Origin of the sequence: Acidovorax soli (assembly GCF_900107605.1) — a bacterium.
Lineage (GTDB): Bacteria > Pseudomonadota > Gammaproteobacteria > Burkholderiales > Burkholderiaceae_C > Acidovorax > Acidovorax soli.
Map to the genome: position 1 here is coordinate 15287 of NZ_FNQJ01000017.1, position 14840 is coordinate 30126.

The 14840-nt window shown below is 63.5% G+C and carries 17 protein-coding genes and 2 tRNA genes; 16 read left to right on the plus strand and 3 right to left on the minus strand.

The genetic code is table 11. The features are described from left to right. Window positions 1-42: 42 nt before the first annotated feature. From iscR to BLW02_RS12010, 15 genes are all read left to right on the plus strand, one after another. Window positions 43-579 (plus strand): Fe-S cluster assembly transcriptional regulator IscR, encoded by a 537-nt coding sequence (gene iscR / locus BLW02_RS11940; RefSeq protein WP_005794107.1) that lies wholly within the window; start codon window positions 43-45, stop codon window positions 577-579. Window positions 580-684: 105 nt separating this feature from the next. Next, window positions 685-1905: an IscS subfamily cysteine desulfurase gene (locus BLW02_RS11945; protein ID WP_092698868.1), complete on the plus strand. Its 1221-nt coding sequence runs from the start codon at window positions 685-687 to the stop codon at window positions 1903-1905. 39 nt (window positions 1906-1944) lie between these two features. Beyond that, a complete protein-coding gene (gene iscU / locus BLW02_RS11950) occupies window positions 1945-2346 on the plus strand; it encodes a Fe-S cluster assembly scaffold IscU (protein WP_092698870.1) in 402 nt (133 codons plus the stop codon). Window positions 2347-2348: 2 nt separating this feature from the next. Continuing rightward, complete coding sequence (gene iscA, locus BLW02_RS11955; protein WP_026435065.1) at window positions 2349-2672, plus strand: iron-sulfur cluster assembly protein IscA; 324 nt, start codon at window positions 2349-2351, stop codon at window positions 2670-2672. 83 nt (window positions 2673-2755) lie between these two features. Further along, window positions 2756-3274, plus strand: a complete 519-nt coding sequence (gene hscB / locus BLW02_RS11960) for a Fe-S protein assembly co-chaperone HscB (RefSeq protein WP_092698961.1) — start codon at window positions 2756-2758, stop codon at window positions 3272-3274. Window positions 3275-3342: 68 nt separating this feature from the next. Next, window positions 3343-5214 (plus strand): Fe-S protein assembly chaperone HscA, encoded by a 1872-nt coding sequence (gene hscA, locus BLW02_RS11965; protein ID WP_092698963.1) that lies wholly within the window; start codon window positions 3343-3345, stop codon window positions 5212-5214. A gap of 38 nt (window positions 5215-5252) precedes the next feature. Next, window positions 5253-5591 (plus strand): ISC system 2Fe-2S type ferredoxin, encoded by a 339-nt coding sequence (gene fdx, locus BLW02_RS11970; protein WP_026435062.1) that lies wholly within the window; start codon window positions 5253-5255, stop codon window positions 5589-5591. Window positions 5592-5663: 72 nt separating this feature from the next. Then, on the plus strand, window positions 5664-6377 hold the full coding sequence (dnaQ, locus tag BLW02_RS11975) for a DNA polymerase III subunit epsilon (RefSeq protein WP_026435061.1): 714 nt from the start codon (window positions 5664-5666) through the stop codon (window positions 6375-6377). Window positions 6378-6414: 37 nt separating this feature from the next. Beyond that, window positions 6415-6489: transfer RNA gene (locus BLW02_RS11980), tRNA-Val, on the plus strand. 43 nt (window positions 6490-6532) lie between these two features. Continuing rightward, window positions 6533-6607: transfer RNA gene (locus BLW02_RS11985), tRNA-Val, on the plus strand. Between the two features lie 178 nt (window positions 6608-6785). Next, window positions 6786-7823, plus strand: coding sequence for a histone deacetylase family protein (locus BLW02_RS11990; protein ID WP_092698872.1), 1038 nt, complete (start codon window positions 6786-6788; stop codon window positions 7821-7823). Between the two features lie 29 nt (window positions 7824-7852). Further along, window positions 7853-8950 carry an NAD(P)/FAD-dependent oxidoreductase gene (locus BLW02_RS11995; RefSeq protein ID WP_092698874.1) on the plus strand — a complete coding sequence of 366 codons (1098 nt, stop codon included), beginning with the start codon at window positions 7853-7855 and terminating at the stop codon, window positions 8948-8950. 138 nt (window positions 8951-9088) lie between these two features. Then, window positions 9089-9391, plus strand: a complete 303-nt coding sequence (locus tag BLW02_RS12000) for a DUF883 family protein (protein ID WP_092698876.1) — start codon at window positions 9089-9091, stop codon at window positions 9389-9391. 39 nt (window positions 9392-9430) lie between these two features. Next, a complete protein-coding gene (locus BLW02_RS12005) occupies window positions 9431-9826 on the plus strand; it encodes a phage holin family protein (RefSeq protein ID WP_092698878.1) in 396 nt (131 codons plus the stop codon). Beyond that, the gene (locus tag BLW02_RS12010) at window positions 9823-10131 is read left to right on the plus strand and encodes a hypothetical protein (protein ID WP_092698880.1); all 309 of its coding nucleotides are present in this window, start codon (window positions 9823-9825) and stop codon (window positions 10129-10131) included. The genes BLW02_RS12005 and BLW02_RS12010 overlap by 4 nt, the downstream gene beginning before the upstream one ends. Before the next feature lie 59 nt (window positions 10132-10190). Here BLW02_RS12010 and BLW02_RS12015 read toward each other — a convergent pair whose 3' ends face one another. Further along, window positions 10191-11273 carry a quinone-dependent dihydroorotate dehydrogenase gene (locus tag BLW02_RS12015; RefSeq protein ID WP_092698882.1) on the minus strand — a complete coding sequence of 361 codons (1083 nt, stop codon included), beginning with the start codon at window positions 11271-11273 and terminating at the stop codon, window positions 10191-10193. A 38-nt stretch (window positions 11274-11311) separates the two neighbouring features. On the opposite strand from BLW02_RS12015, the gene rpiA reads away from it, so the two are divergent. Beyond that, window positions 11312-12004: a ribose-5-phosphate isomerase RpiA gene (gene rpiA, locus BLW02_RS12020; protein WP_092698883.1), complete on the plus strand. Its 693-nt coding sequence runs from the start codon at window positions 11312-11314 to the stop codon at window positions 12002-12004. Window positions 12005-12058: 54 nt separating this feature from the next. Here the strand turns inward: rpiA and BLW02_RS12025 are convergent, their stop codons facing one another. Both BLW02_RS12025 and BLW02_RS12030 read right to left on the minus strand, forming a co-directional pair. Then, on the minus strand, window positions 12059-12703 hold the full coding sequence (locus tag BLW02_RS12025) for a glutaredoxin domain-containing protein (protein WP_092698885.1): 645 nt from the start codon (window positions 12701-12703) through the stop codon (window positions 12059-12061). Window positions 12704-12745: 42 nt separating this feature from the next. Then, window positions 12746-14779: a M3 family metallopeptidase gene (locus BLW02_RS12030; protein ID WP_092698887.1), complete on the minus strand. Its 2034-nt coding sequence runs from the start codon at window positions 14777-14779 to the stop codon at window positions 12746-12748. Window positions 14780-14840 lie beyond the last annotated feature (61 nt).

Genomic DNA, 14840 nt, shown 5'->3' on the forward strand with positions numbered 1-14840 from the left:
CCCGCAGTTTTATAACGAACAAGCGTAGACAAGGAGCTTGCGATGCGTCTCACAACCAAAGGCCGTTTTGCGGTCACCGCCATGATTGACCTGGCTTTGCGCCAGAACAATGGCCCTGTCACGCTGGCGGCCATCAGCCAGAGGCAACAAATTTCGCTGTCCTACCTGGAGCAGCTCTTTGGCAAGCTGCGCCGCCACGAGCTCGTGGAATCCACCCGGGGGCCTGGCGGTGGCTACACCCTGGCCCGCAAGGCGGCCGACATCACGGTGGCCGACATCATCGTTTCGGTGGATGAGCCGATTGATGCCACGCAGTGTGGTGGCAAGGAAAATTGCCTGGGCGAGGCGGGGCGCTGCATGACGCATGAGTTGTGGGCTTCGCTCAACCAGCGCATGGTCGAGTTCCTCGACTCCGTCACGTTGCAGAAGCTGGTGGACGAGCAACTGGCCAAGGGCGTGCAGATCGAGGACAAGCCCGTTGCGCGGCGCGCTATCTCCACGACTCCCGTGGTCAAGCCCATTCGCGTGAATGCACCCAATTCGGTGTTCGCGCTGGGTAACGTCTTCGCCAAATCCTGATACCTGGGGCGCCCGGTTCGGCCCTGGGGTCGGCACCGCCCTGAACGTGTTTCTCGAACCTTGTTTTTTTGAGTTTGCCAGCCGGAAATTTTTACTGAGCCAGCCATGGACATGACCCCGCATTTCCCCATCTATCTCGATTACGGCGCCACCACGCCGGTGGATCCACGCGTTGTGGATGCCATGATTCCGTGGCTGCGCGAACATTTCGGCAACCCCGCTTCCCGCAGCCACGCCTGGGGCTGGGAGGCCGAAGAGGCCGTGGAAAAAGCACGCGTGCAAGTGGCCGACCTGATCGGTGCCGACCCCCGCGAGATCGTCTGGACCAGCGGTGCCACCGAGTCCATCAACCTCGCCTTGAAGGGTGCCGCCCATTTCTACCAGGGCAAGGGCAAGCACCTCATCACCCTCAAGACCGAGCACAAGGCCGTGCTGGACACCATGCGCGAGCTGGAGCGCCAGGGTTTCGAGGTGACCTACCTGGATGTGCAGGAGGATGGCCTGGTCAACATGGACGCCCTGAAGGCGGCCATTCGCCCCGACACCATCTTGATCAGCATCCTGTTCGTGAACAACGAAATCGGTGTGATCCAGGACATTCCGGCCATTGGCGCCCTGTGCCGCGAGAAAGGCATCCTGCTGCATGTGGATGCCGCGCAGGCCACAGGCCGGGTCGAGATCGACATGAGCGTTCTGCCGATCGACCTGATGAGCATGACGGCCCACAAGACCTACGGCCCCAAGGGTGTGGGCGCCTTGTTTGTGCGCCGCAAGCCCCGCGTCCGCCTGGAAGCACAGATGCACGGTGGTGGCCACGAGCGCGGCATGCGTTCGGGCACGCTGCCCACGCACCAGATCGTGGGCATGGGCGAGGCCTTTCGCATCGCCAAGGAAGAAATGGCCGAGAGCAATGCCAAGGCTCGCGCATTGCAGCAGCGCCTGCTCAATGGCTTGAAGGATATCGAGCAGGTGTTCATCAATGGCAGCCTGGAGCGCCGGGTGCCGCAGAACCTGAACATGAGCTTCAATTTCGTCGAAGGCGAATCGCTGATCATGGGGATCAAGGGTTTGGCGGTGTCGTCGGGCTCTGCCTGCACTTCGGCCAGCCTGGAGCCCAGCTATGTCCTGCGCGCCCTGGGCCGCAGCGACGAACTGGCACACAGCAGCCTGCGCATGACCATTGGCCGTTTCACCACCGAAGAAGAGATCGACTACGCCATTGGCACCATTCGTGAAAACGTGGCCCGCCTGCGCGAACTCAGCCCGCTGTGGGAGATGTACCAGGACGGCATCGATATCAGCACCATCCAGTGGGCAGCGCACTGAATTCCTGAAGATTTCTGAAGAATTGAAGAGGTACACATCATGGCTTACTCCGACAAAGTGGTTGACCATTACGAAAACCCCCGCAACGTGGGTTCGTTCGACAAGGGTGACGATTCCGTGGGCACCGGCATGGTGGGCGCTCCTGCCTGCGGCGACGTGATGAAGCTGCAGATCAAGGTGAACCCGCAAACCGGCGTCATTGAAGATGCCCGTTTCAAGACCTATGGCTGCGGCTCTGCCATTGCCTCGTCGTCGCTGGTGACCGAATGGGTCAAGGGCAAGACGCTGGACGAAGCGGCGGCCCTGAAAAACAGCGAGATCGCCGAAGAGCTGGCTCTGCCGCCCGTCAAGATCCACTGCTCCATCCTCGCCGAAGACGCCATCAAGGCGGCCGTGAACGACTACAAGGCCAAGCACCACAGCGAGGCGGCCGCAGCCTGACCATGGCCATTACGCTGACAGAAGCTGCTGCCCGGCATGTCTCCCGCTACCTGGCGCGCCGGGGCAAAGGATTGGGCGTGCGCCTGGGGGTCAAGACCACCGGCTGCTCGGGCTTGGCCTACAAGCTCGAATATGTGGATGACTCCGAACCGGAAGACATCGTGTTTGAAAACCACGGCGTCAAGGTGCTGATCGACCCCAAGAGCCTGGCCTACATCGATGGCACCGAGCTGGATTTTGTGCGCGAAGGCCTGAATGAAGGCTTCAAGTTCAACAACCCCAATGAACGGGACCGCTGCGGCTGCGGTGAGAGCTTCCGCGTTTGAGGCTTTCTGCCGCGTTGCCGTCCAACCGCCATCGCGCTGCGTGCTGGCGGTTTTTTATTGATCCTGCGTGACCTGGTATGGGCATGAATCTGCAATCTGACGACTTTGAGCTGTTTGGCGTGCCGCAATGCTTTGCCCAGAACCGGGCGGCACTGGATGCGCGCTGGAAGGAACTGCAGCGCGAGGCCCATCCCGACAAATTTGCGGCACAGGGCGCCGCTGCCCAGCGGTTGGCCATGCAGTGGTCGGTGCGCATCAACGAGGCCTACCAGCGCCTGAAAGAGCCGATGCGCCGTGCCGCCTATCTGTGCGAACTGCATGGCACACCCATCCAGGCCGAAGACAACACCGCCATGCCCGCAAGCTTTCTGATGCAGCAGATGGAGTGGCGTGAATCGCTGGAGGAAGCGCGTTCATCTGCCGAGCTGGACGCACTGGACGATGGCGTGCAGCAGGCCCAGAGCCAGGCGCTGGCACTTTGCGGCCAACTGATCGATGAGCAAAAGGACTATGCCGCTGCAGCGCGGCAGGTCAGAGCCCTCATGTTCATTGCGCGATTTGCCGACGACATCGAGCGGCGCCGGGATCAGCTGGGACAATAGCGGAATCACCCCTTTTTCGAGGCGCGTTGCGCGTGGCACAGCCTCATCACGTAGAACACAAGATCTTCATGGCGCTTTTGCAGATTTCCGAGCCCGGACAGTCCCCCGACCCGCACCAGCGGCGCATTGCGGTCGGCATTGATTTGGGCACCACGCATTCCCTGGTGGCGGCGGTGCGCAATGGCGTGGCCGAGTGCCTGCCCGACGGTGAGGGGCGCGTGCTGCTGCCATCGGTGGTGCGCTACCTGGAGCAGGGCGGGCGGCAGATTGGCTACGACGCAATAGCAGCGCAGTCCGGCGATGCCCGCAATACCATCGCCTCGGCCAAGCGCTTCATGGGCCGTGGTCTGAAGGATGTGGCGGACGCAGAGCAGTTGCCCTACGAATTCGTCCAGAGCCCCGACGCCAGCGCTGGCGGTATGGTGGGGCTGCTGACGGCGGGGGGCGTGAAGTCACCGGTGGAAATCAGTGCCGAGATCCTGGCCACGCTGCGTTACCGCGCCGAAGACACCTTCAACGACGACCCGTACGGTGCAGTGATCACGGTGCCGGCCTATTTTGATGACGCCCAGCGCCAGGCCACCAAAGATGCAGCCAAGCTGGCCGGAATCCATCTGCTGCGCCTGATCAATGAACCAACCGCTGCGGCCATTGCCTATGGCCTGGACAATGCCAGCGAAGGCGTCTACGCGGTTTACGACCTGGGCGGCGGCACCTTCGACATCTCCGTGTTGCGACTGACGCAAGGCGTTTTCGAAGTGATTGCCACCGGCGGCGATTCCGCCCTGGGCGGCGATGACTATGACGCAGCGCTTGCCAATTGGGTGCTTGAGCAGCAGGGCTTGTCCGCCAATACGCCTGCCGACAAGGCAGCAATCCGCATGGCGGCCAGAGCCTGTAAGGAAACCTTGACTGCTACTGAAATAGTAGCGTTTGTCGTTGATTTGACAGTTGGTAGCGTGCGATTGGATGTCAAACAATCCGATTTTGAAGCCGCTACCGCCGAGTTGACCGCGCGCTCCATGGCCGCGGTGCGCCGCGTCTTGCGCGATGCGAAGCTGGCGCGCGACGACGTGCAGGGGGTGGTCATGGTGGGCGGCTCCACCCGCATGCCCCAGGTGCAGCGTGCAGTGGCCGAGTTTTTTGGCAAGGAGCCCCTGACCAATCTCAACCCGGACGAGGTGGTCGCACTGGGTGCCGCCATCCAGGCCAACCAGTTGGCGGGCAACAACACGGCGGGCGATCTGTTGCTGCTCGACGTGATTCCCCTGTCGCTGGGCATCGAGACCATGGGCGGGCTGGTGGAGCGCATCGTGGCCCGCAACGAGACTATTCCCACCGCCAAGGCGCAGGACTTCACCACCTACAAGGATGGCCAGACCGCATTGGCCATCCATGTGGTGCAGGGCGAGCGCGACCTCGTGCAGGACTGCCGCAGTCTGGCCCGTTTCGAGCTGCGCGGCATACCTGCGATGGCGGCCGGCGCAGCCCGCATCCGGGTCACTTTCACGGTCGATGCCGATGGCCTGCTGAGTGTGAATGCCCGGGAGCAGGGCAGTGGTGTCGAGGCCCGCATCGACGTGAAGCCCTCCTATGGCCTGTCGGACGACCAGATCGCCCGCATGCTGCAAGACGGCTTTGCCACGGCCGCGCAGGACATGCGCGCACGGGCCGTGGTGGAGGCGCGCGTGGATGCCGACCGCATGCTGATGGCGACCCAGAGCGCCCTGGATGCCGATGGCGACGTGTTGACTGGGCCCGAACGGGCCGACATCGAGGCCTTGATGACCGCCCTGGGCCAGCAACGCGAGTCCGACGATGCCGCCGTCATCGAGGCGGCGACCCAGGCCCTGGCCAAGGGCACAGAGGCCTTTGCCGCGCAGCGCATGAACCGCGGCATTCGCCAGGCCCTGGCGGGCAAGAACGTGCAGGCTTTCTGAACCCACCGAGCGTACCCCTGCGAACAAGAAGACCATCCATGCCTGTCATCAAGATACTGCCTCACCCTGAATATTGCCCCTCCGGTGCCGAGATCACCGCGCCGGCAGGCACATCCATCTGCGAAGCGCTGCTGGAGAACCACATCAACATCGAGCACGCCTGTGACATGAGCTGTGCCTGCACTACCTGCCACGTCATCGTGCGTGCGGGCATGGAATCGCTCAACGAGGCCGAGGAAGAAGAAGAGGACCTGCTCGACCGTGCCTGGGGGCTGGAGCCCCAGTCGCGCCTGTCGTGCCAGGCCATCATTGCGCAGAAAGACCTGGTGGTGGAGATACCCAAATACTCCATCAACCACGCCAAGGAAAACCACTGATATGCACGGTGCTTCAGCCCCACGCGGCATGAGTACTGTGCGCCGCACGCCGGTTGCACCACGGGAGGCCTGATGTCACGGCAGATTGTTCTGGACACGGAAACCACTGGTCTGTCCGCCGAAGGGGGCGACCGCATCATTGAAATCGGTTGCGTGGAGCTGGTGGCGCGCAAGCTCACGGGCAACAACAAGCATTTCTACCTGAACCCCGAGCGCGACAGCCACGAGGATGCGCTGCGCGTGCACGGCATCAGCAACGAATTCTTGAAGGACAAACCCAAGTTTGCGGCCGTGGCCGACGAGCTGCTGGACTACCTGCAGGGCGCCGAGATCATCATCCACAACGCGGCATTTGACGTGGGCTTCCTGAACAAGGAGCTGGAGCTGGTGGGGCGCCCCGCGTTCCGCAGCTTTGTGGACAGCATCACCGACACCCTGGCCATGGCCAAGGAGCTCTATCCCGGCAAGCGCAATTCGCTCGATGCGCTGTGCGACCGCCTGGGCGTAGACAACTCGGGCCGCACACTGCATGGCGCCTTGCTGGATGCCGAATTGCTGGCGGATGTGTACATCAACCTCACCCGAGGCCAGGATGCGCTGCTGATCATCGACGATGCGCAGGACAGCGCCGATGGCGCCAGCTTCGTCCAGATCGATCTGCGCAGCTTCAACCTGCCCGTGCTGCAGGCCAGCGAGCAGGAAATTGCATCCCACGAAGAAGTGCTGACGCAGATCGACAAGGCCAGTGGTGGCAAAACAATTTGGCGATCCGTTCAGCCAGGCTGAAAAGCTGTGCCATAATCGAAGGCTGTCGCAGCGACACGGGTGATTAGCTCAGCGGTAGAGCACTGCCTTCACACGGCAGGGGTCACATGTTCGATCCATGTATCACCCACCAAGCCTGTTGACAGCCAGCGCCATCCTTTGATGGGATGTGCGACGGGTGATTAGCTCAGCGGTAGAGCACTGCCTTCACACGGCAGGGGTCACATGTTCGATCCATGTATCACCCACCAATTCAACCCTTGCAGGCGCATGTCTGCAAGGGTTTTTTCATGACCGGGGCATAACGGCGCACAAGCGGATGGATTGGCCGTTACAGTTGGCGCTCCGCGTCCGTACATTGCGCGAAGCGGCCTGCCCCTCGGACCCAATGGGGGCGGCGAAACGTTTCCCCGACCTTGCCCTTACTCCATGCTGGCTTTTCACAACCCGTTGCACCGGGGGCATGCCCCCGTCCATGAGTTCTTCCGGGGTGAACGCGTGCCCTGCTTCGAAAACCCCACGCGGGCCGATTACGTGGAAAGCAGCCTTCGAGCCCGGGGCCACCGCTTGCTCGCACCCGATGCCGACAGCTCAACGGTGTTGGGCCAGGTTCATGCGGCGCGCTATCTGGCATTCCTGGAGGGGGCCTGGCAACAGTGGCTGGCGCTCGATACCGCCAATGCCTCGGTGCAGCCGTTCCCGTCGGTCTGGCCGGTGCGCACATTGCGCAGCGACAGGGAGCCTGACAATTTCATCGCGCGCCTGGGCCTCTACTCCATGGACAACGGTACGCCGCTGGCGGCAGGCACCTGGGCTGCCGCCAAGGCCGGCGCGGATGCGGCTGCCAGTGCGGCCTTCCGGGTGGACGCAGGCGAGCGCGCCGTGTTTTGCTGCACGCGTCCGCCCGGGCACCATGCGGGGCCCGATTTCATGGGGGGTTACTGCTTTCTCAACAATGCGGCGGTGGCGGCCCAGGCCTTGCGCGACCGGGGGGCGGATCGCGTGGCCGTGCTGGATGTGGATTACCACCATGGCAATGGCACCCAGAGCATCTTCTACGGCCGCGGCGATGTGCTGTTCGTGAGCATCCACGGTGACCCCCGCACCGAATACCCTTTCTATCTCGGCCATGCCGATGAAACCGGCGAGGGCGAAGGAGAGGGCTGCAACCTGAACCTGCCGCTGCCCGCCGGGACCACCGCAACCGCCTGGTTTGCTGCGCTGGAGCAGGCCTGTGCCCGCATTGCGCGGTTCGGAGCGGATGCCCTGGTGGTTTCGCTGGGCCTGGATACCTTCGAAGGGGATCCCATTTCGCGGTTTGCCCTCGCTTGTGCCGATTTTTCCCGTCTGGGTGCGCGGCTGGCGGGATTGAAATTGCCGACGGTGCTGGTTCTGGAAGGCGGCTATGCCACTGCAGAGCTGGGCACCAATGCAGGCAATGTACTGGACGGTTTTGAGCAGGCCTGAAGGTATTTTCAGAAAAAAGGAAGACAGAGATGACGGACAAGGTGGATTGCGTCGTGGTGGGCGCGGGTGTGGTGGGCCTGGCCGTGGCCCGTGCGCTGGCCATGCAGGGGCGCGAGGTGATGGTGCTGGAGGCCGCAGACGCCATCGGCACGGGTACTAGTTCGCGCAACAGCGAGGTCATTCATGCCGGGCTGTATTACCCCACGGGTTCGCTCAAGGCGCGCCTGTGTGTGCAAGGCCGTGATCTGCTGTATGCCTATTGCGCCGACCATGGCGTGCCGCACCGGCGTTGCGGCAAGCTGCTGGTGGCGACTTCGCCGGAGCAACTGCCAGGCCTTCGGTCGATTCAGGAGCGCGCCACGGCCAACGGTGTTCTGGACCTGCGGTGGCTGGACCGCGACGCGGCCCGGGCACTGGAGCCCGCCCTGGAATGCGTGGCGGCACTGCATTCGCTCAGCACGGGAATCGTGGACAGCCATGCCCTCATGCTCGCCCTGCAGGGTGATCTGGAGCATGCTGGCGGAATTGTTGCATTGAATTCGCCTCTGGCATTTGCCGATTGTGTGCAAGGTGCTATTTTTTTAGAAGCAAAAGATGGCACGCGCCTGCAAGCAAGTACCGTGGTCAATGCGGCGGGTCTGCAGGCGCCGGCCCTGGCCCGGCAGTTTTCCGGGCTGGACGCACGCCACATTCCGACGGCCTATTACGCCAAGGGCAGCTATTTCACGCTGACCGCAAAGGCACCGTTCAGCCACCTGATCTACCCGGTGCCCGAGGCTGCGGGGCTGGGGGTTCACCTCACGCTGGATCTGGGCGGGCAGGCCAAGTTCGGGCCGGACGTGCAATGGGTGGATTCGGCCGACGATCTGCTGGTCGATCCGGCGCGGGGAGAGGCCTTTTATGGCGAAGTGCGCAAGTACTGGCCTGGCTTGCGCGATGGCGCGCTGGCACCGGGCTACGCGGGCATCCGGCCCAAGATCCATGGCGCCGACGCACCCGCAGCGGACTTTCTCATCCAGGGGCCGTGCGACCATGGCGTGCCTGGCTTGGTGAATCTCTTTGGCATCGAATCTCCGGGCCTTACCAGCGCCCTGGCCATCGCCGACCATGCGCTCTCTCTGGTTTGACTTGCATCAAATCCCGCTCTTTTGGTAACGTTTAGCGACCAAGCGGTGTGACAGGTTTTTGGGCATGTCGCTAAGATGGTCCTCAGGCTGCAGCATCCACGCTGCATGGCTGCTCACTTATTGCAACGAAAGGCATGTATGACTGCTTCTGACACCACCACCACCCAGGGCGAACTTGAAAAACTCGTGTCCGATCTGCGCGGCTTGTTGGCAAGCCGGGATCTGGATTCGTTCCCCGAGATCAAGGTGCTGCGCCAGCGCCTGGACGACGGCATGCATTCGGTGCGGGAATCGGCCGTGCGTGCCGCGCAGGAAGCAGCCCGCCAGGCCAAGGATGCAGCCGTGGCGGCTGACCGCTATGCCCACGATGAGCCCTGGCGCGTGGCCGGCGCGGCGCTGGCCGTCGGTGCTCTGGTGGGATTTTTGCTTGCACGCCGTTGATCGCTTGCCGTCCATTGCGCTGATGCAGGGAGAGTGCGTATGAACTGGCTTTCCTTGCTCGGACTGGAGGCATTCGCTGCGCGGTGGCGGGCGAATGCCATCGAGGGGGCCATCGCTGCCGAAGATCGGCTGGCATTGGCGCGCCTGGAGTGGCTCGATCAAAAGCAGCGCTTGCAACAGCTGCTGGCGCTGTTGATCGCCGTCATCGGGCTCACCATGGTGGCCTTGGTGATGGTGTCGATGGCCGTGCTGGTGCAGTTCTGGGACACGCCCCATCGCATGTTGGCGGCCTGGGTAGTGGCAGGGACATGGCTGGTGGCCTGGTGCGCTGCCATCGTCACGTTGGTGGCGGTGGTACGCAGCATGGGCAATGGTTTTGCCCTGACCCGGCGTGAGTTGTCACAAGACTGGCGTGATATCAAGGAGCGCTTGTGAGTTCTTCCGAACAGGCCTTTTCAGTGCACGCCACGGTGGCGCAGCAACGGGTGCTGGAGCGCATCGCCGAGCAGCGCAAGCGTTTGCGCGACCGCCGTGCCGCGCGGTTGCAGGCCCAGGCCTTGGCTGCTGCGACCGAGGGCGACGATGCGGAGGCTTCTTTGCTGCCGCGCGTTGCTGGCTTTGTCCGCCAGCATCCTGCTGCCGTTGCCGCGCTGGCCGGCGTGGCGATTGCCGCTGGCCCGCGCCGACTGGTGCGATGGGCAGGGGTGGTGCTCCCGCTGGTGATGCGCCTGCGCCGCTAAGGCGCGATGTGGCTGCAAGGTGGGGCGCAAGGCCTCACCATTGGCCGTTCATCAGCCGTTCACGCCATTGCCTTGATGGCGCGCGCCACCTTCGAGACGAGCGCGGGGCCTTCATAGATCAGGCCGGTGTAGATCTGCACCACGTCCGCTCCCGCGCGGATTTTGCTCAGGGCATCTTCCGCACTGAGAATGCCACCCACGCCGATGATCGGAAAACGGCTGCCCAGTGCGGCGCGCAGCTGGCGGATAACCTGGTTGCTGGCTTCCAGCACCGGTGCACCGCTGAGCCCTCCCAGCTCCTCGGCATGGGGCATTCCCTTGACGGCTTCCCGGCGGATGGTGGTGTTGGTGGCGATCACGCCATCCATGCCGTGGCGTTGCAGTGTGCTGGCAATCACCGCCACCTGCGCCTCGTCGAGGTCGGGGGCAATTTTGACAAAGATGGGCACGCGGCGGGACGAGGTGACACCCTTGCTGTCGGCCTGGCGGTATTGCCCGGCCAGTGCTTCGCGGCGTTCGGCAATCGCGCCCAGCAGGGCATCAAGGGCCGCGTCGCTTTGCAATGCGCGCAGGTTCTGTGTGTTGGGTGAGCTGATATTGACCGTGACGTAATCGGCGTGCGGGTACACGCCGTCAAGGCAGGTGAGGTAGTCGCTGGTGGCGTCTTCGATCGGGGTGCTGGCGTTCTTGCCGATGTTCAGGCCCAGCAGCATCGGGTGTTTGCGATGCTGCGTGCGAAACCGCGCCTGCTGCACGTTGTGGATGAATGCGTCCAGGCCGTCGTTGTTGAAGCCCAGCCGGTTGATCAGGGCCCTTGCCTCGGGCAGGCGGAACATGCGGGGCTTGGGATTGCCCGGCTGGGCCTTGGGTGTCACCGTGCCCACCTCCACAAAACCGAAACCCATGGCGCCCAGGGCGTCGATGCAGCGGGCATTCTTGTCCAGCCCGGCGGCCAGACCCACGCGGTTGGGAAAGGTCAGCCCGGCCAGCTCGATGGGGTCATCCACGGTTTCGTTGCACCAGGCCCACTGCATGGGCGTGCCTTGGCCGCGCGCGAGCATGCCCATGGTGAGTTCATGGGCGGATTCGGCATCCATGCCGAACAGGAAAGAGCGGGTGAGAGCGTAGGGGATCAGTGACATGGAGGGATAATTCGACGATTACCCTTTGATTCTCCCCCATGACGACTCCATCCCCTCTGACCCAAGACGAACTCAAGGCCCTGGTGGGCAAGGCGGCCCTGCAATACGTGGTGCCCGGTGCCATCGTGGGAGTTGGCACGGGTTCCACGGTCAACCACTTCATCGACGCGCTGGCGGGCATGAAAGACCAGATCCGGGGTGCTGTTTCCAGCTCGGTGGCGAGCACCGAGCGGCTCAAGGCGCTGGGAATTCCGGTGTTCGATGCCAATGAAGTGGAATCGCTGGCGGTGTACATCGATGGCGCCGATGAAATCGACGGCCACGGCTGCATGGTCAAAGGCGGCGGCGCTGCACTGACGCGCGAGAAGATCGTGGCGGCCCTGGCCAGCCGCTTTGTCTGCATCGTCGATGAGTCCAAGCTGGTGCCAGCACTGGGCCGCTTCCCTTTGCCGGTGGAGGTGATTCCGATGGCCGCCCAGCACATTGCGCGGCGCTTTGCCGCGCTGGGTGGCACGGCGCGCATGCGCCTGAGGGACGGACAACCGCTGGTGACGGACAACGGTCAGCATATCCTGGACGTGACGGGCTTGTCCATCACCGACCCGCTGGGGTTTGAGTCCCAGGTGAACCAGTGGCCCGGGGTGGTGACGGTGGGCGTATTCGCGCACCAGAAGGCGTCGGTAGGCCTTGTAGGAACCACGCAGGGCGTGGTGAAGACCTTCACCTACTGAACAGGGTCCGTCAGACCGTGCCGGCCCGGGCCAGGTTCGGCCCGGCACGAGGTGTCAGAAGCGGATACCTGCAGGGTTGCTGGGCGAAGGGCCGTCGATGCGGGGTGCGGGCCGTGGACGCTCAGCAGGTGTTCTTCCGGCTGGCGCGTCGGAGGCCGCCGGTTGCGCTGCCTTGGCGGCCACCAGCGGGGTCGCCGGCGGGCGGCGGTAGTTCGGTGGCAGCAGGGATTGCTGGGGGTATCCGGCCGCGTTCAGGTACTGGGTCCACTCGTTTTCGGAAAATCCCGCCAGCTGCTGGCCACCGATCGTGGCAAAGGGCAGGCCGTTGTTGCCGCCCATGCGCTGCAACGCCTCGATGTCCTCGTTGGTATTGACGGTGCGTTCGGCAAACGGAATGCCGCGCCCCACCAGCAGGTTGCGGGCGCTGTTGCATGGAGCGCAGTCACTGCCGGTGTACAGCGTCACGGGAAAGCGTGCCGCAATCTGCTGAAGCTCGTAGGGCAGGGCAGAGCCGACAGCTGCGGCGGAACCTTGCCAGGCGCCTTGTGCGGGTTTTGCATTGCTGTCGGGCGCGCGGTCCGAGAAGGTCACCTTTCCATCGGGGCCGACAATCCGGTACACGGTCTGGGCATGGGCGCCGGCAACCGCCAGCACCATCCCCAACGAGGCCAGCAACGATGTACGCAAGGGCTTGCCCATGGGTCGTCTCCTGATAAAGAAGAGTCGGTGCGACAGAAAGACTTAGTCTGCCATGCCCTGGTGGCGCAGCAAGGCCTCCAGGCTGGGTTCGCGGCCGCGAAAGGCTTTGAAGGATTCCATGGCGGGGCGGCTGCCGCCCGCCTCCAGAATGGCCTGCCGGTAGCGGCGGCCCGTTTCGATGCTGGCCAGACCGTCGCTGCCGGCGGTTTCTTCAAAGGCCGCATAGGCATCGGCGCTGAGCACCTCCGCCCATTTGTAGCTGTAGTAGCCCGCTGCATAGCCACCCGCAAAAATATGGCTGAAGGTGTGGGCCGTGCGGCTGAACGAGGGTGGCGGCAGCACCGACACTTCGCTGCGCACCTCGGCCAGCAAGGGCATGAAATCCTGGGCGGGATCGTGATCGGTGTGCAGCAGCATGTCGAACAGGGCAAATTCGATCTGGCGCAGGGTGCCCATGCCACTCTGGAAGTTCTTGGCGGCGATCATCTTGTCGAACAGTGCACGCGGCAGCGGTGCACCGGTATCGACGTGCGCCGTCATGTTGCGCAGCACATCCCATTCCCAGCAGAAGTTCTCCATGAACTGGCTGGGCAGTTCGACCGCATCCCACTCGACACCGCTGATGCCCGATACGTCGCGTTCGTTCACCTGCGTCAGCATGTGGTGCAGACCGTGGCCGAATTCGTGGAACAGCGTGATCACATCGTCATGGGTGAGCAGCGGGGGCTTGCCGTCAACGCCCTCGGCAAAATTGCACACCAGATGCGCCACGGGGGTCTGCAGCGCGCCGGTGTCGGGGCGCAGCCAGCGGGTGCGCACATCATCCATCCAGGCGCCGCCGCGTTTGCCGGTGCGGGCCGGCTGGTCGAGGTAGAACTGGCCCACCAGCTGGCCGTCACGCTCGATGCGATAGAACTCGACGGCGGCATTCCACACGGGCGCACTGTCGCGGCGGATGCTGACCTCGAACAGTGTCTCGATGATCTTGAAAAGGCCGGCCAGCACCTTGGGGGCCGTGAAGTATTGCTTGACTTCCTGCTCGCTGAAGGAATAGCGTGCTTCCTTGAGCTTCTCGGCAAGGAAGGGCCAGTCCCAGGCCTGCGGATCGTTCAGGCCTATCTGGCTGGCTGCGAAGCCGCGCAGGTCGGCCACGTCCTTTTCGGCATAAGGCCGGGCGCGGCGCGCCAGATCCCGCAAGAATGAAATGACCTCGTCAGGCGACTGGGCCATCTTGGGCACCACCGACACCTGGCCGAAATTGTCATACCCGAGCAGCTGTGCTTCTTCGCGGCGCAGTGCCAGAATTTCACGGATGAGCGCCGAGTTGTCGAAACGCCTGGCCTCGCCTTCGGCCTGGTCGGAGGCGCGCGTCACATAGGCGCGGTACATCATTTCGCGCAAAGCGCTGTGGGTGGCGAACTGCATCACCGGCAGATAGCAGGGCATCTTGAGCGTGAGCTTGTAGCCGCTCTTGCCCTCCGCCTGGGCCGCTGCCAATGCGGTCTGCTGCACGTCGGCAGGGACGCCATCGAGTTCTTCCGCCGTGGCGTAGTAGGCAAAGGCGTCGGTGGCATCGAGCGCGTTTTCACTGAATTTCTGGCTCAGCTCGGCCTGCCGTTCCTGGATCTGGGCAAAACGCTCCTTGGCGGCACCGGTGAGTTCGGCGCCGCTGAGGACGAAATTGCGCACGGCGTTCTTGTGCGCCTGGCGCTGCTCGGGGCTCAGGGTGCTGGGATCAATGGCCTTGTACTTGGCGTACAGGCGCTCATCGGCGCCCAGGCGGGTCCAGAATTCGGTCACCCGGGGCAGCGCTGCGTTGTAGGCGGCGCGCAGTTCCGGGGTGTCGGCCACACTGTTGAGGTGGCTGATGGCCCCCCAGGCGGTGCCCAGGTGCTCCGTGGCAACGTCCAGCACCTTCGCAATGGCATCCCAGCGCGCAGGAAAGTCGGCGGCCGTGACCGTTTCGAGGGCGGCATTGGCTTTTTCCAGCAACACGTCAACGGCGGGGGCCACGTCGTCTGGCGTGATCCGGTCAAACTGGGGAAGGTCGGAGAAGTCGAGGAGGGCGTTGCTCATGCGTGTGTAGATGGCGCTTTGCGGTGCGGGTTCAAGTTGCGAGGCTGCGGGAGCAGGGCTG

Excerpts from the sequence above, each read along its gene's own strand:
- BLW02_RS12000 (WP_092698876.1), top strand. The coding sequence starts at position 9,089 with ATGACTGCTTCTGACACCACCACCACCCAGGGCGAACTTGAAAAACTC.
- BLW02_RS12005 (WP_092698878.1), top strand. The coding sequence starts at position 9,431 with ATGAACTGGCTTTCCTTGCTCGGACTGGAGGCATTCGCTGCGCGGTGG.
- hscB (WP_092698961.1), top strand. The coding sequence starts at position 2,756 with ATGAATCTGCAATCTGACGACTTTGAGCTGTTTGGCGTGCCGCAATGC.
- BLW02_RS12015 (WP_092698882.1), bottom strand. The coding sequence starts at position 11,273 with ATGTCACTGATCCCCTACGCTCTCACCCGCTCTTTCCTGTTCGGCATG.
- BLW02_RS12025 (WP_092698885.1), bottom strand. The coding sequence starts at position 12,703 with ATGGGCAAGCCCTTGCGTACATCGTTGCTGGCCTCGTTGGGGATGGTG.
- BLW02_RS12030 (WP_092698887.1), bottom strand. The coding sequence starts at position 14,779 with ATGAGCAACGCCCTCCTCGACTTCTCCGACCTTCCCCAGTTTGACCGG.
- iscR (WP_005794107.1), top strand. The coding sequence starts at position 43 with ATGCGTCTCACAACCAAAGGCCGTTTTGCGGTCACCGCCATGATTGAC.
- fdx (WP_026435062.1), top strand. The coding sequence starts at position 5,253 with ATGCCTGTCATCAAGATACTGCCTCACCCTGAATATTGCCCCTCCGGT.
- iscU (WP_092698870.1), top strand. The coding sequence starts at position 1,945 with ATGGCTTACTCCGACAAAGTGGTTGACCATTACGAAAACCCCCGCAAC.
- BLW02_RS11990 (WP_092698872.1), top strand. The coding sequence starts at position 6,786 with ATGCTGGCTTTTCACAACCCGTTGCACCGGGGGCATGCCCCCGTCCAT.
- dnaQ (WP_026435061.1), top strand. The coding sequence starts at position 5,664 with ATGTCACGGCAGATTGTTCTGGACACGGAAACCACTGGTCTGTCCGCC.
- rpiA (WP_092698883.1), top strand. The coding sequence starts at position 11,312 with ATGACGACTCCATCCCCTCTGACCCAAGACGAACTCAAGGCCCTGGTG.
- BLW02_RS11945 (WP_092698868.1), top strand. The coding sequence starts at position 685 with ATGGACATGACCCCGCATTTCCCCATCTATCTCGATTACGGCGCCACC.
- BLW02_RS11995 (WP_092698874.1), top strand. The coding sequence starts at position 7,853 with ATGACGGACAAGGTGGATTGCGTCGTGGTGGGCGCGGGTGTGGTGGGC.
- iscA (WP_026435065.1), top strand. The coding sequence starts at position 2,349 with ATGGCCATTACGCTGACAGAAGCTGCTGCCCGGCATGTCTCCCGCTAC.
- hscA (WP_092698963.1), top strand. The coding sequence starts at position 3,343 with ATGGCGCTTTTGCAGATTTCCGAGCCCGGACAGTCCCCCGACCCGCAC.